The organism is Thiorhodococcus mannitoliphagus (assembly GCF_010915725.1).
Taxonomy (GTDB): Bacteria; Pseudomonadota; Gammaproteobacteria; order Chromatiales; family Chromatiaceae; genus Thiorhodococcus; species Thiorhodococcus mannitoliphagus.
This window is the reverse complement of the sequence record NZ_JAAIJR010000138.1, coordinates 1-13,963: the sequence shown is the minus strand read 5'-3', so window position 1 is coordinate 13,963 and position 13,963 is coordinate 1. Positions and strand designations below refer to the sequence as shown.

Annotated in this window: 14 protein-coding genes; 5 read left to right on the top strand and 9 right to left on the bottom strand. The window is 62.4% G+C overall.

All coding sequences use genetic code 11. From position 1 onward, the window contains the following. Positions 1–260: 260 nt before the first annotated feature. On the bottom strand, positions 261–1,727 hold the full coding sequence (gene guaB / locus G3480_RS21905; RefSeq protein WP_164656066.1) for an IMP dehydrogenase: 1,467 nt from the start codon (positions 1,725–1,727) through the stop codon (positions 261–263). A 141-nt stretch (positions 1,728–1,868) separates the two neighbouring features. Between guaB and xseA the strand changes: the two genes are divergently transcribed. After that, positions 1,869–3,245: an exodeoxyribonuclease VII large subunit gene (xseA, locus tag G3480_RS21900; protein WP_164656064.1), complete on the top strand. Its 1,377-nt coding sequence runs from the start codon at positions 1,869–1,871 to the stop codon at positions 3,243–3,245. A 62-nt stretch (positions 3,246–3,307) separates the two neighbouring features. Here xseA and G3480_RS21895 read toward each other — a convergent pair whose 3' ends face one another. The 7 genes from G3480_RS21895 to G3480_RS21870 all read right to left on the bottom strand — a co-directional run bounded on the left by G3480_RS21895 (position 3,308) and on the right by G3480_RS21870 (position 7,777). Then, positions 3,308–3,571: a hypothetical protein gene (locus tag G3480_RS21895; protein ID WP_164656062.1), complete on the bottom strand. Its 264-nt coding sequence runs from the start codon at positions 3,569–3,571 to the stop codon at positions 3,308–3,310. A 54-nt stretch (positions 3,572–3,625) separates the two neighbouring features. After that, positions 3,626–3,874 carry a hypothetical protein gene (locus G3480_RS21890; protein WP_164655358.1) on the bottom strand — a complete coding sequence of 83 codons (249 nt, stop codon included), beginning with the start codon at positions 3,872–3,874 and terminating at the stop codon, positions 3,626–3,628. A gap of 520 nt (positions 3,875–4,394) precedes the next feature. Then, positions 4,395–4,556, bottom strand: a complete 162-nt coding sequence (locus G3480_RS27700) for a hypothetical protein (protein ID WP_167752484.1) — start codon at positions 4,554–4,556, stop codon at positions 4,395–4,397. A 127-nt stretch (positions 4,557–4,683) separates the two neighbouring features. Next, positions 4,684–4,983, bottom strand: a complete 300-nt coding sequence (locus G3480_RS21885; protein ID WP_164656060.1) for a hypothetical protein — start codon at positions 4,981–4,983, stop codon at positions 4,684–4,686. Between the two features lie 37 nt (positions 4,984–5,020). After that, the gene (locus G3480_RS21880) at positions 5,021–5,332 is read right to left on the bottom strand and encodes a hypothetical protein (RefSeq protein ID WP_164656058.1); all 312 of its coding nucleotides are present in this window, start codon (positions 5,330–5,332) and stop codon (positions 5,021–5,023) included. 612 nt (positions 5,333–5,944) lie between these two features. Continuing rightward, a complete protein-coding gene (locus G3480_RS21875; RefSeq protein ID WP_164656056.1) occupies positions 5,945–7,000 on the bottom strand; it encodes a hypothetical protein in 1,056 nt (351 codons plus the stop codon). A 60-nt stretch (positions 7,001–7,060) separates the two neighbouring features. Continuing rightward, positions 7,061–7,777, bottom strand: a complete 717-nt coding sequence (locus G3480_RS21870) for a DUF6345 domain-containing protein (RefSeq protein WP_164656054.1) — start codon at positions 7,775–7,777, stop codon at positions 7,061–7,063. Positions 7,778–8,671: 894 nt separating this feature from the next. Here G3480_RS21870 and G3480_RS21865 point away from each other — a divergent pair. Next, complete coding sequence (locus tag G3480_RS21865) at positions 8,672–9,361, top strand: histidine phosphatase family protein (protein WP_164656052.1); 690 nt, start codon at positions 8,672–8,674, stop codon at positions 9,359–9,361. A 42-nt stretch (positions 9,362–9,403) separates the two neighbouring features. On the opposite strand, the gene glgX is transcribed toward G3480_RS21865, so the two are convergent. Next, entirely contained in the window at positions 9,404–11,701 is a 2,298-nt protein-coding gene (gene glgX / locus G3480_RS21860; protein ID WP_164656068.1) for a glycogen debranching protein GlgX, read from the bottom strand. Positions 11,702–12,224: 523 nt separating this feature from the next. Between glgX and G3480_RS21855 the strand changes: the two genes are divergently transcribed. Genes G3480_RS21855 through G3480_RS21845 form a run of 3 tightly spaced genes read left to right on the top strand, consistent with a single transcriptional unit; the run spans position 12,225 to position 13,887 of the window. Then, positions 12,225–12,725, top strand: a complete 501-nt coding sequence (locus tag G3480_RS21855; RefSeq protein ID WP_164656050.1) for a hypothetical protein — start codon at positions 12,225–12,227, stop codon at positions 12,723–12,725. After that, positions 12,656–13,366, top strand: a complete 711-nt coding sequence (locus G3480_RS21850; protein WP_164656048.1) for an ATP-binding protein — start codon at positions 12,656–12,658, stop codon at positions 13,364–13,366. The genes G3480_RS21855 and G3480_RS21850 overlap by 70 nt, the downstream gene beginning before the upstream one ends. Positions 13,367–13,371: 5 nt before the next feature. Beyond that, positions 13,372–13,887 (top strand): LuxR C-terminal-related transcriptional regulator, encoded by a 516-nt coding sequence (locus G3480_RS21845; protein ID WP_164656046.1) that lies wholly within the window; start codon positions 13,372–13,374, stop codon positions 13,885–13,887. The last annotated feature ends 76 nt before the right edge of the window (positions 13,888–13,963 follow it).

Sequence of the window (13,963 nt, the reverse complement as noted above, 5' to 3'; positions counted from 1 at the left end):
ATCGCTATCGGGATCGGGATCGCTATCGTCGGTTCGATCCCGATCCCGATCCCGACGGCCTTGGATGGTCGGACGCTTCATCGAAATTTGACTCATCGGCAAGCATTTTGCGCCCTCAAGGATCCTAATGCGTCGAACGGATTCTAGGCGTCCTTATCCGAGATCAGGCTCGCCGCGCAGTGGTGCTTCGTTTCAGACTGGTCGGCGGCCCCCGGAGCTGCGGCGCAATACGCGACGCGATTGCGCCCCATGCATCGTCCTCAATGATCAGTCCGATAATTCGGCGCTTCCTTGGTGATCTGCACGTCATGCACATGTGACTCGCGCACCCCGGCCCCGCTGACGCGGACGAACTCCGGCTTGGTGCGCATCTCCTCAATGGTTGCGCAGCCGGTGTAGCCCATGCTGGAGCCGAGACCGCCGATGAGCTGGTGGATAATGTGCAGCAGGCTGCCCTTATAAGGAACGCGGCCCTCGATGCCCTCGGGGACCAGCTTCTCCTTCTCCGTGCCTTCCTGGAAGTAGCGATCGCTGGAGCCTTCGGATGCGCCCATGGCGCCGAGCGAGCCCATGCCGCGGTAGGACTTGTAGGAGCGGCCCTGGTAGATCTCGACCTCGCCGGGAGACTCGTCAGTGCCGGCGAAGAGCCCGCCGATCATGACGCTATTCGCGCCAGCCGCGATGGCCTTGGCGATGTCGCCGGAAAAGCGCAGTCCGCCGTCCGCGATCAATGGGACTCCAGTGCCCTGAAGCGCCTCGGTGACGTTCGCGACTGCGGTGATCTGTGGTACGCCCACGCCTGCGACGATGCGCGTGGTGCAGATCGACCCTGGACCGATGCCGACCTTGACCGCGTCCGCGCCGGCCTCGACGAGCGCGCGCGCGGCTGCCGCGGTGGCGATGTTGCCGCCGATGACTTGCAGCTCGGGATAGTGCACCTTGGCCCACTTGATCCGGTCCAGCACGCCTTGCGAGTGGCCGTGCGCGGTGTCGACCACGATGACATCAACGCCGGCTTCGACCAAGGCGCCGATGCGCTCATCCGTGCCCTTGCCGACACTGACCGCCGCGCCGCAGCGCAGGCGCTCCTGGCCGTCGCGCGAGGCCTTCGGGAAGTCTTTCGCCTTCTGGATGTCCTTGACCGTGATGAGTCCGCGCAGCTCGAAGTCCTTGTTGACGACGAGCACCTTCTCGATGCGATGTTTGTGCAGCAGGTTGAGCACGTCCTGCCGGCTGGCGCCTTCCTGCACGGTGACCAGCCGCTCTTTGGGCGTCATGATGGCGGAGACCGGGGCGTCCATGCGGGTCTCGAAGCGCAGGTCGCGGCTGGTCACGATGCCGACCAGCTCGCCCTTGTCCGTGATCGGCACGCCCGAGATGTTGTTGGCGTGGGTCAGCGCAACGACCTCGCCGATGCTCATGCTCGGTGGTACGGTGATGGGGTTGCGGATGATGCCGCTCTCGTACTTCTTGACGGCCAGCACCTCGCGCGCTTGGCGCTCGATGCTCATGTTCTTGTGGATGATGCCGATGCCGCCCTCCAGCGCCATGGCGATCGCCAGCCGGGACTCCGTCACCGTGTCCATGGCGGCAGAGACGAGCGGGATGCGCAGTTCGATCCCGCGCGTCAATTTGGTCTGGAAATCCACCTCGTTGGGGAGCACGCTCGAGTGAGCGGGTACGAGGAGGACATCGTCGAAGGTGAGGGCTTCCTGGATCAGGCGCATGGAAATCGGCTCCGCGGATCGGTTCCAAAGCTGGAAGATAACAGATAAGTATAAAATCTATATTTCGACCAGTAAACTCAGGTTTTCCTGCTCGGCGCTGTCATTCGTTGCGTCAGGCTGAGCACGAGGTCACAGATTCGTATGCCCACTCAGTCTGCCGCCGCGGCATCCAGTGCCGACTTCAACCGCGACATCTATAGCGTCGCTCGCCTGACGAGCGAAGTGCGCGCCGTGCTCGATGGTAGCTTTCCGCTGCTCTGGGTGCGCGGCGAGATCTCGAATCTGGCGCAGCCGGCCTCCGGCCACATCTACTTCAGCCTCAAGGACGAGGCCGCGCAGGTGCGCTGCGCCATGTTCAGGTCCAAACGAATCTTGTTGCCGTTTCGACCGGAGAACGGCCAGCAGGTTCTGGTGCGTGTCCGTGTAACCCTCTATGAGCCGAGAGGCGATTTCCAGCTGGTCGTGGAGCACATGGAGCCAGGCGGAGAGGGCGCGCTGCGTCTTGCCTTCGAGCAGCTCAAGCAGAAACTTGCGCGCGAAGGCCTCTTCGACGAAGCGACCAAGCAGCCGACCCCGAGCTTTCCCCGCCAAGTCGGGGTCATTACCTCCCCATCCGGGGCCGCTGTACGTGACGTGCTCACCGTCCTTGGGCGACGCTTTGCCGCGCTGCCGGTGATCATCTACCCGGCCCAGGTCCAGGGCGAGGCCGCGCCCGCCGCCTTGATCGCCGCCCTCGAGATCGCGAATCTCCGCGCCGAGTGCGACGTGCTCATCCTCGCCCGAGGCGGCGGCTCGCTCGAAGACATGAGTGCCTTCAACGACGAGGGACTGGCGCGCGCCATTCGTGCTTCCAAGATCCCCGTCGTCAGCGGCGTCGGCCATGAGATCGACATCACCATCGCTGACTTGGCGGCCGACCGCCGGGCCGCGACGCCCTCGGCGGCGGCCGAGCTGGTCGCGCCGTCGGCAGAGCACCTGCGTCAAGGTGTCCTCGCGCTCTCGGCGCGGCTCATGGGCGCCCAGCAACGCAAGCTCGCAGGATCCCGCCAGCGCTTGACGGCCGTCACGCGTCATCTGGCGCTCTTGCATCCGTCGGCGCGACTTCAGCAGCAGGCCCAGCGGCTGGACCGCGCCGAGCTGCGCTTGAGGGCGCTCATCGCGGAGCGGGTCGCGCGCTCGCGGCGGCGTCTGCAGCCGTTGATGGATCGCCTTGCGGCCTCCTCGCCTGACCGCAGAATCGAGCGCGCCCAGCTCAGTCTTGCCAGTCTTCAGCTGCGCCTGAGCCGCTCGCAAAAGGAGTTGCTCGCGCACCGCCGCGAGCGCCTCCTGCGCGCCGTCGCCGGCTTGGACGCGCGCAGCCCACTGGGAACACTGACGCGGGGCTATGCCATCGTGACCAAGCTGCCCGAGGGCGAGATCGTGCGCGACTCGGCGCAGGTCGCGCCGGGGGATCGGGTTCGCGCGCGGGTCGCAGGTGGCACCTTCGAGGCCGTGGTGCGCGAAGACGAGGGTCAGTGAGCGATGACGAAGTCCACTGCTCTTCAGCCCCCGTTTCTTGACCGCGGACATTGCCTGGCGGCTTAGAACACCGAGACCTGACCGCTGATACCGTTCTGGGTCTGGTTCGCGCCGACGACATTGAAGCCGCCGATGGCGTTGCTCTGATCGACAGCGACGTTCTGCTCCTGCGCGAGCAGGTGCGTGCCGAGATCGAGCGTGGGGCTGTTGAAGTAGCCGAAGAAGGCACTGAGGGCGTCTCCGGCGAGGGCGCTACCGCCGTGCACACCGCTCATCGCGGTCTTGTCGAGGGTGCGGTCAGCGGTCAGGTCAGTGATGGTCAACATGGTTGTCTCTCCTAAATCTCAAGGTGCGTTTCAAAAGGCTTTGGATGGGGTGGCTCAGGCGACCTGGCCGGCGATGCCGTTCTGGTCCTGATCAGCGATCACGAGGTTCAGCCCGCCGATGTTGAACGACTGATCGACGGCGATGCTCTGACCCTGCGCGAGCAGGTGTGTGCCGAGATCGATCTCGGGGGTGTTGAAGATCCCCAGCGAATCGAAGTCGCTCAGTGAGAAGCCGCCGCGAACGCTACCCATGGCAGCGGCGTCGAGGTCGTTACGAAGGGTCAGGTCGGTGATGGTCAGCATGATGTCTCTCCAGATGTGCGTTGCCTTGTCTTCGGGACTTTGCGCTGTTGGTGCGCTTGCTGGGGATAGAGCAGCTGCTGTGCCAACTTCGGAAAACGAGCTGCGAAGCCGCGTGAACTGGGGGTTTCCAGGCAGCTTGTTCGCGTTTGAAGGTGATCTGGAGGGGCCTTATGTTTGCGGGCAGCAAACATAAGGAGAAAAAGTGTTTGATCCTTAGAGGGGATCCGTGCCTCGGTTCGACCGCGTCTCAGAGAACCCGGAGGAGGGCCGCCCCGTCGGCTCGCAGGGTCCCGCTCCCCAAACCCTTGAGGAGACAGGCTGGGTCGTCACGCCGCCCTGCGCGCACGGTCGGCCTCAATCGCTCGCGTTGCGCCTGACGAGTGCAACGAGGAAGGCCACGCAGAGGAGCGTGGCGAAGAGCCCAAGGATGGTTAACGCATCGAACAACATCGTGATCTCTCTGCACCGCACGTTGGGTGCTTGCCCAGGGACGCCCGCCCCTGAGCGGTTCATCGAAGGATTAGCGTCTCGATGCCTGGGGAGGCGTCGGCGCCGGCTGTACCGCCACGACTGGCGGCGAGGTCGAGGCCGCGCGATGCGCCGCCTCTTGCGCTGTCGGGAGCGCGGACTGCGTTCCGCCGAGAAGTACGGCCAGTGCAGCGACGATTCCAAGTGCGCCCATGATGATCTCCGTGTGAGAGGAATGATTAATTATAAGAATATAAGCATTTTCTAAAATTAAAAGGATCACCCCGTCCTTCTGTGACGGCCATCGCACCAAGGAGGAGACCCACCCGACGTGACCGCCGCTACTTGCCCCCTGACGGCGTCGGCCGATAACGTTCGCCTACAGCGCCGATCTTGGCCTGGTGCCTTCGGGCACAGCTGCGCCCTGGAACCCGTCTGATGACCCCGCAATCGACGCCCTGGTTCAAGCGTCCTGGACCACCCTCAAGCCGCTGGCCGAGCCGGCCGCACAGCGCTTCTACGAGCGCCTGTTTGCGCTCCACCCAGAGATCAAGCCACTGTCTCAGGAGGACATGGCCGAGCAGCAACTCCATGCGGAGACGCTGGTTGGCGCGCGTTGTGCCAGTGGTCGATACAAGCATGCCTTCGCCGCCATCCGTTCCAGGTCGATCGCCCCGACTAGGGAACCTCGGAGGCGCGCTGAACTTCCGGGCTGAATGCCTGCATCTCCGCGTCGGTGATCAGGTTGTAGCTGCGCATCATCATCAAGCAGCGCACGGCCGAGGAGCGTCGCAGGGTCTCAAAGATCTGGAACATCTCCTTGTCGCGCGCGCGCACCAACCGGGAGAGCGCCCTGTGCCGGTCCTGGGCAGCAAGGGACGCATCCCGGCACAGGCGCTCTGCCTCATCAAGAAGGCGTTGGGAGTAGCGTGCTTGGGCCAGGTCTCGGAGGCGCTTGTAGACCTTCCAGTCGGCTTCGCTGATGTGCATTCGGGCAGACACCTCAAGAGATCCTCCTGTCACGGGACGCCCTCACCGGAGGCGCTGGGTAGGCTCCATCCGGCCATGCAGTACAGGCATGCTCTCGATCACCTCGAGCGCTGGCCGTCGGATCGAAAGTCGATCATGTGGCTGTCCCGCGTGCGGATCGCTGTAGAGCGCCTCAAGGATGGCAAAACTAGGCCGAACCCGCTGCGGCCGCAAGTCGGGTAGACCCATGAATAGTCGTCTCAAGGTCGCCGCCAGCCCGGTCGATGAGTTCTTCGCTAAGGACAGGTGCGACATCGATAATCCTTTTTAAGTCAGCATCTTATTGCGTATAAGATGCCTCGTCTAAAGTGGATGTAAGAGCCCGCGGTGCGCGGCGCGCTTGCGGTGCCCCTCTCTGCAGGTCACCGAGATGAGTCATTCCCTAACGAACGATTGGGAAACGTGGAGAAGGCGACAGGCTCAAACAATACCGAGCGGAGCCCGGGGAAGACAAGATGTTCCACTAACCTCGCACGCAGCCCAACTGAGCCGGAACCTCAAGCGCCCGGTGATCTCGATCGAGGTCCCTGTTGGAATGGCCCACCGGGCGGTGGGCCATGGTCGGAGGGCAACTTACTCGTCGCTGGTGTCGCGACGGTCCTTGACATTGGCTCCGGCGTCGAGGTCCGGTGCCTTGGTGGCCGGCGCGAGCTGGCGCAGGTCCGCGACCGAGTAGCGCAGCGCGGGGATGACGCCGAGATAAGGCGCGGGGTCCTGGTTTTCCCCATCACGCGCGCCACCCTCCTGCACATGCTGAATCTGGGCTTGCACGAAGTAGACCGGCTCGATGTGCCCTTTGCCATCATCGAAGTACCCCGGCTCCGGCAGCGCGGTGACGATCTTGGACGCCTTGTTCCACTCCGTCTGGAGATGCTTCAGGGCACGCTCCTTGATCTCCGCTTCCTGGAGGAAGGATTCGCGCGAGACCTTCGACATCGACTGCAGCTCGATCCAGCGCTTGTGCAACCCGACCAGCTCGCCGTCTTGCCCGAGGTGCACGACGATCTTCGAGCCAGGTCCGCCCACATCGATACCGTCGATCTGCCGACCGAAGTGCACGGAGGTCAGCTTTTCGAAATCACGCAGGTTGCCCTTTTCGTCTTGTGCGCTCATGCCGACGCCACCGACGGCCTGGACGACCAGTTGATTGCCGTCCTTGGGCATCAGCCCCAGGCGCTCGAGGTGCGCGAGGGCAAGATCGATCGCCTCATTCTTGCCCGGAAGCCCCTTGGTGTCACTCGGGTCTGAGTACTTGGCCAAGCCCTTACTGAAGCTGAAATCGCCGGTGCGCGTGTCCATGCGGAAATAGGCGCTCGGATCCTCCTTCAGCGTCGCTGTGAGGGCGCTTCCGGATTCGTTGTACTTGAGTTCGAGGTCAGCCTTGAGGCCGGATGCTCGCCACAGTGATTTTGCGACATCCTTGGCCGCGGTGAAGCCTGGGAATCCCTTTTCTGAGCGAAAGATGCGGTTGACGCCCAGGGTTTCGGCAAGCTCCAGGCTGCCGCGCGTCATGGTGATCTCCGGCGCGATCTCGCCCTTCGCGTCGACCGCCATGGCGGGCAGGGTGAGCAGGACGAGCGAGGACACCGCAGCGGACAGCAAGCGCTTCGTGTGGTTGGTTGCGAACATAAAATGTCTCCGAAAGTGGATCGAGGATGAGGTGGTGTGCCGATCGTGGACGGACGGCGACTACCAGTGCTGATACCAGTTGGTCAGGGCCATGTGGCCGGCGGGTGGATCGGCGACGAAGTTGAAATGCGTGTCGTTCTGGGTGCTCGGGTGCATGACCGCCGAGGCGAGACCGGGGTAATCCTGACCACGCCACCAACTGCGCTCATCGTTCACGGCGGCAAACCAGGCCTGCCAGACACTTTCGCCATCGCTGATGCGATCCCCGAAATTGTTGGAGATCCCGTTGCCGGAATAGCTCAGCGTGCGGTAGCCGATGGCTTGATGGAGTCCCTGAAAGACACCGTTCGGCACCCAGGCGTCCGCCCAATCCGCGCGGTCGGCGGCGGAGGGGATCACCGTGCAGGATTGAAAGACGATGAATTCGAGGTCCAAGTCACCCCAGCGGGCATTGGCGTCGGTCGCCAGGTTGACGCCGGAGACCGAGGCGCCCGGCCCCATGCCCAAGTAATAGTTGTTGCCATGCCCCGAGTAATAGGCGAAGTCCATCGCATCGACATAGCTGTTGTTGGAGGTCGTGAATTCGAAGGCATCCGCCCAATAATACTGCTCGTAGCTGAAGTGCTTGAGGAAGTTGTAGACGTTGTCGACAAAACGATCCTCGCCCTGGTTATAGACATAGCCGCCCTGTTCCCAAGCAAGTGCCGAATGCCCCATGGTCATCGCGATGGTCAGTGCCGACGCGGCGAGCGCGGCTGATCGATACTGTTTCTTCATATTCCGTTCTCCTAATTTAGAGCCAAGATGGTTGATAGCGTTATCGCGGATCATCTCAGAGCAACCCGGGGCTCGGGTGAGCACCTTGGGCGACCCGTGACTTAACTCTAAACAAAGGGGCACTTGAATATGGTGAGATGTGGCACTGGAGGGATGTGAATATGTCACACACATCCGCGGCCAAATCATAGTGGTTGCTTCGAATGGCGCTGATTGATGCCTTGAGCGCTTTTAAATCAAAAGGTTACGCGCGCCGATTGGCGCGCGGTCGCGGGGAAACAAGCCTTTCGACAGCCCAATTCGGCTCCGTGAGCGCGCAATGGCTGCGTGTCGCCGTCCGCGTTGGCCGCGTCACGCATTTTTTGTTAAGTAGGATTCCCTTAAGTGAGTGCCATTCTGGTCTGGCGCTGAAGCGGTTCCGTACCCTGTTGTTCCAGTGAAAGACCTTACTTGGGAGGTTACGAATAAGGGTAGTGCCCGTATCTATACGATGATCTTTTTCTTAAGCCTTTGATTTAAAATCGTAATAATTTCTCGCCATCCTATAGATTGTGGCATTATCGAAATAAGCTCAGTGCGAAGCCGGGCTTTTCGCATCTCTATTTCAGTGAGAACGCCGATTTGTTGCGACTTCACGCTCCCGAAACAGGGACGCGATAGACTGCATTCTCGCTTGTGCGTCCGGCTTCTCTTGGAAGCCTGGCACCGCGCCACAAGCTTTTTCGCTAGGCAAGACATCACCACCTATCGGTTTACCTAGCCAGGGCTCGCAGCCCTGGAGAACCAGTGCAGGACGCCCTGGCTGCGCAGGCTTGGGGCGGCTGTTCCGGTTGGTTTCGGGAGACTGACAGGTGATCAGAGACAAGACTTTTCATTTCGCGATAAGGAGCTGCCATGCCAACTCGCATCTATCTGGTCCGACACGGTGCCACTGACCTGACGGCAGAGGACCGCTTCGCCGGATCGACTGAGGTACCGCTCTCGGAAGAAGGCCGTCGCCAGGCGGCTGCCCTGGCCGAGCGGCTGCGCTGTGACACCCTCGACGGCATCTATGCCAGCCCCATGGGCCGCACCATGGAAACGGCGCGCATCATCGCCGCGCCGCATGGCTGCGAGGTGCGCCCGGAGCCGGATCTGCGCGAGATCGCCTACGGCCATTGGGAGGAGCGCACGCGCGACGAGATCGAGCAGGCGTTCAGCGACGAATATGACGCTTGGCAGGAAGACCCGCTCACCATTGCCCCGGCGGGCGGTGAGTCAGGCGTGCAAGTGCTCGCGCGTGCCCTGCCAGTGATCCGGCGTATCGTCCAAGAACATCGCCACCGTTCGGTCTTGATCGTCTCCCACAAGGGCACCAACCGCCTCTTGATCAGCAGCCTCTTGGGCTTCGATGCGCGCGGCTACCGCGACCGTTTGGATCAGAGTCCGGCCGCCTTGAACATTCTGGAGTTTGCGAACGACGTTCGTGCCCGATTGAAGTTGTTCAACGACATCTCGCATTACGACAGGCTGCCCGAGCGCTGCTTCGAGCAGAGGCTCTCGCGCTGGTGGAGTGCGCCAGAACAGAGCGGCGACGATGCATGATCGGCTGATGCCGCCGCACTGCGGTGGCATGCGTCTGCCGCGTTACCTCGGGTGCGCGCCTCTCGACAGCCGGCTCAGATCCGCGTCGCTGCCCTGATCCCGCTTGCGCTTCGCCTCCGTCTCTCGCTGCATCATCTCGGCCAGTGATTTCAGCGTCAGCCAGCTTTTCCGCTCGGGCTTGAGGGCGAAGAGCAGGAGCGAGCGATCCGTGACGTCATAGGTATCGCCTGCCTTGATGCTCGGCGGCTCGCGACGCTGCGGTTCCTTGGTATCGATGAGGCACAGCCAGGTCTTGCCGCCAGCCACTTCGGGCAGCTTGAAGGACAGGTTTTCGTGATGCGCGTTGACGATCAGGAGCAGGGTGGCGTCCGCCCCCGGTTTCTTGATGCCCGAGGCCTGAGCGCGGCCGTCGAGTAATGCGCCGAGGCAACGCCCGTGCACTTCGTGCCACTGCTCCGGCGTCATCTCCGTCGCTTCAGGTGTCAGCCAGGTGACGTCCTTGACGTCCAACTCGGCGTCGTACTCGCCGGTCAGAAAGCGGTTGCGATGCAGCAGCGGGTAAGATTGGCGGATGCTGATCAACTCGCGCGTGAAATCCGCCAGCAGCTTGCCGTCCTCATCGATGCGCGTCCAGTCGATCCAGTTGGTCTCGTTGTCTTGGCAGTAGGCATTATTGTTGCCGTGCTGGGTGCGGCCAAACTCGTCGCCGGCCAGAATCATCGGCGTGCCGAGGGAGAACAGCAGGGTGCCTAGGAAGTTGCGCTTCTGACGCTCACGCAGTGCCTTGATCGCCGGATCCTCGGTCGGTCCCTCGACGCCGTGGTTCCAGCTCAGGTTGTGGGAATGTCCGTCGCGGTTGTCTTCGCCGTTGGCCTCGTTGTGCTTGTCGTTGTAGGAGACGAGATCCTGAAGTGTGAAGCCGTCGTGCGCCGTGACCAAGTTGACCGAGACCCAGGGGCGTCGTCCGCGCTTGTGGAAAAGGTCGCCCGATGCACTTAGCCGCGCGGCCAGCTCCGGCAGCTTGCCCTCATCGCCCTTCCAAAAGGCGCGCACCGTATCGCGGTAGCGGTCGTTCCACTCGGCCCAGCCTGGCGGGAAGTTGCCGACCTGATAGCCGCCTGGGCCGATGTCCCAGGGTTCCGCGATCAGCTTGACACCTGCGAGCACCGGATCCTGGCAGATCGCATCGAAAAAGCCGCTGCTGGGGTCGAAGCCGTGCAGCTCGCGGCCCAGGATGGTCGCCAGGTCGAAGCGGAAGCCGTCCACCCGCATCTCGGTCGCCCAGTAGCGCAGGCTGTCCAGCACCAACTGGAGCACCCGCGGGTGGGTGAGGTTGAAGGTGTTCCCGGTCCCGGTGTCGTTGATGTAGAGCCTCGGGTCGTCCGGTAGCAGGCGATAGTAGACGGCGTTGTCGATGCCCTTGAAGGAGAGTGTCGGACCTTGCTCGTTGCCTTCAGCGGTGTGGTTGTAGACCACGTCGAGGATGACCTCGAGTCCGGCATCGTGCAGGCGCGCGACCATCTCCTTGAATTCGTTCACGATCGGGTTCGCTAGGTAGCGTGGGTCCGGGGCGAAGAAGCCGATGGTGTTGTAGCCCCAGTAGTTGCGCAGCTCCTGCTGCACCAGGAAGTGATCGTCGATGAAGGCGTGGACGGGCAGCAGCTCGACCGAGGTGACTCCGAGCCCTTTGATGTAGGAGATCACCTCATGCTGCGCCATGCCGGCGAAGGTGCCCCGATTGGCCGGTGGGACCAAAGGGTGCAGCATGGTGTGTCCGCGCACATGCGTCTCGTAGAGGATGGTGCGCTCCCAGGGGATCTGGGGTCGGCGATGACGGCCCCAGGTGAAGGCCGGGTCGATGACGCGGCACTTCGGCATGAAGCGCGCGCTGTCGCGGCGGTCGAAGGAGAGGTCGGCCTTGGCGGACCCGTAGCGATAGCCGAAGAGGGTGTCGCTCCACTGCAGGTTGCCGACCAGCGCTTTGGCATAAGGGTCGAGCAGCAGCTTGTGCGGATTGAAACGATGTCCCGCGCTCGGCTCATAAGGACCATGCACCCGATAGCCGTAGACCGTCCCAGGGCGCGCGTCGGGCAGGTAGCCGTGCCAGATCTCGTCGGTGTATTCCGGCAGTTCCAGGCGCTCTACCTCGCGGCGGCCTTGCTGATCGAAGAGGCAAAGCTCGACCTTGGTGGCGTTGCTAGAAAAGAGCGCAAAGTTGACGCCCCGCCCATCCCAGGTCGCTCCAAGCTTACGGGGCGATCCTTCTTGAACGCGTGACTTGCGTTTCTGTGAAGCCCCCGAGGGGAACCGCTTCTTGTTGGAAAGGGTCGTCAGATCCATGAAGCCGGCCTCGCGATGGTCCTGCTGCGTGTTTGAAAAGTTGCTGCGGCGGTTGGGCTGCAGGCGTGATCTTGTCTTTATCAAGCTCGATGTCGATGACCAAGGGGCCATTGTCCAAGAGGCAGCCGATGTTGGCGTGCGGGTCGATTGGGTGAAGGCGGGCGTCAGATAGAGCGGCCAGCGCGGAGATCAAGAATCCGTCTTGCGGGAGACTCGTATGGCACTATCGTAATGCCATATGAAAAGAGATAGCTAGTCATGCCGTCCCAGCCCAGGCGTTTCAGTCCGCCCACCGGTTCGGTCGTGCTTGATGCTTAGGGGGGGTTGCCCGAATGCCGCTCAATTTGGCGCTAGCCCGCCAGGAACTCGCGTTCACATCAGAGACCATGGTCATCGGCAAGCACCTGTTCATGCGCCTTCGCGCGTTCTAAGGGGTATCGCGCCAAGGGGTTGGGTCCTGTCCGCGGGACTGCGGGTGGAGGCATTTGCTCATGGAGGGGGAGCCGATAGGCCTGTTTCATCGATGAGCTGGATCACCGTCATTTGGTCCATGGCCGCCGGCATCTCCTTGACGCTGGCAGCCGTGAATCTGCTCGTCTGGCTTCGCGATCGTGATGCGGTTGCAAACGCCCTGTTCTCGGTCAGTGCGGTGGCGGCTGCGGTCCTCGCCATGCAGGAACTGGCCGTGATGCGGGCGCAGACACCCGCCGAGTTCGGCGCCATCTTGCGTTGGAGGCACCTATCCGCGGCCGTGATCGTGATCGTGATCGTGATCGCCGTGGTCTGGTTCACGCAGCTCTATCTCGGCGCCGGACGGCGTTGGTTGGCGTGGCTTCACCGGCCTGCGTCTGCTGGTGCTGATACCGAACTTCGTCCTTTATCCCAACGCGCAACGCGACCTTCGCGGAAATCCATGCCCTCGACAGGGTGTTTTTCCTGGGCGAGACACTATCGGTGCCAATTGCACGCGTGCAGCGTGGCTTCGTTCTGGGCCAGCTCTCCTCCGCAGTGGCACACGAGCTGAACCAACCGCTGGGGGCGATTCTGCGCAACGCCGAGGCGGGTGAAGCCTTTCTGCGACAGGATCCGCCGAACCTTGCGGAGGTCAGGGAGATCCTGGTCGATATCCAGACGGACGATCGAAGGGCGGCGGCGGTGATCCAACGGATGCGCTCGTTGCTCCAGCAGGGAGAGCTGCGCTTCGAGGCGATCGCGCTGCTGGAATTGGTCGCGCAGGCCGTGGCGATGCTCAATACCGAGATCCAGACTCAACAGGTGACCTTGCGCATCCTGGTGCCAGCCGCGCTTCCCCGCATTCAAGGGGATCGCGTCCAACTGCAACAGGTCATCATCAACTTGCTGCTCAACAGTCTCGATGCCTTGAGCGCGGCGAGTCAGGGCCAGCGCCAAATCGAGATTCAAGCCGCCCAAGCCGGGACGGACAGGCTCACGCTGACGGTCGAAGACAGCGGGACCGGTATCGATCCCGATCGACTTCCGGAGCTGTTCGAACCCTTCTACACCACCAAGAGCGATGGGATCGGGCTCGGGCTGTCGCTGTCAAAGACCATTATCGATGCGCATGGCGGCCGCATCAGCGCGGAGAACCGACCGCAGGGAGGCGCACGCGTCGCCTTGTTGCTGCCGATCGCGGAAGAGGATTAAGCGGCGTGAGCGAGCGGCCGCCAACGGTCTTTATCGTCGATGACGACTCATCCCTTTCTCAAGGGCGCTTGCTGCGCAGCTCCGGTTTCGTCACCGAGTGCTATGGCTCCGCCATTGAGTTCGCCAGACAGCACTCACCGGACGTGATTGGCTGCGTGTTGGCCGACCTGCGCATGCTCGACATGGACGGCATTGCCTTGCAGGCGCATTTGGCGAGGCGCGAGCGCATAGCGCTAGCCCACCGCCGCGCGCTGCAAGCTCGCCTAGACACCCTAACCCCCCGCGAAGAGCAAGTGCTGTCCCACGTCATAAAGGAACGCTTGAACAAGCAAATGGCCGCGGAGTTGGGCATCGACGAGCGTTCGGTCAAACGCCATCGCAGCCATCTGATGCGCAAGCTCGGGGTCACCTCCGTGGCCGAGTTGGCGCAACTGGTCTTGGAGGCAGGAGGGCGTCTCGACCCGGAGCCGCCGCTCTTGGAGCAATCTTCCCGCCGTCAGCGAGATTGGAAGACCATTTAGGTGATTTCCGAATAACAGTTTACCCGGTTAAGATGGGATTTACTCAACAGACTGACCCTATCGAGTCCGACCATGT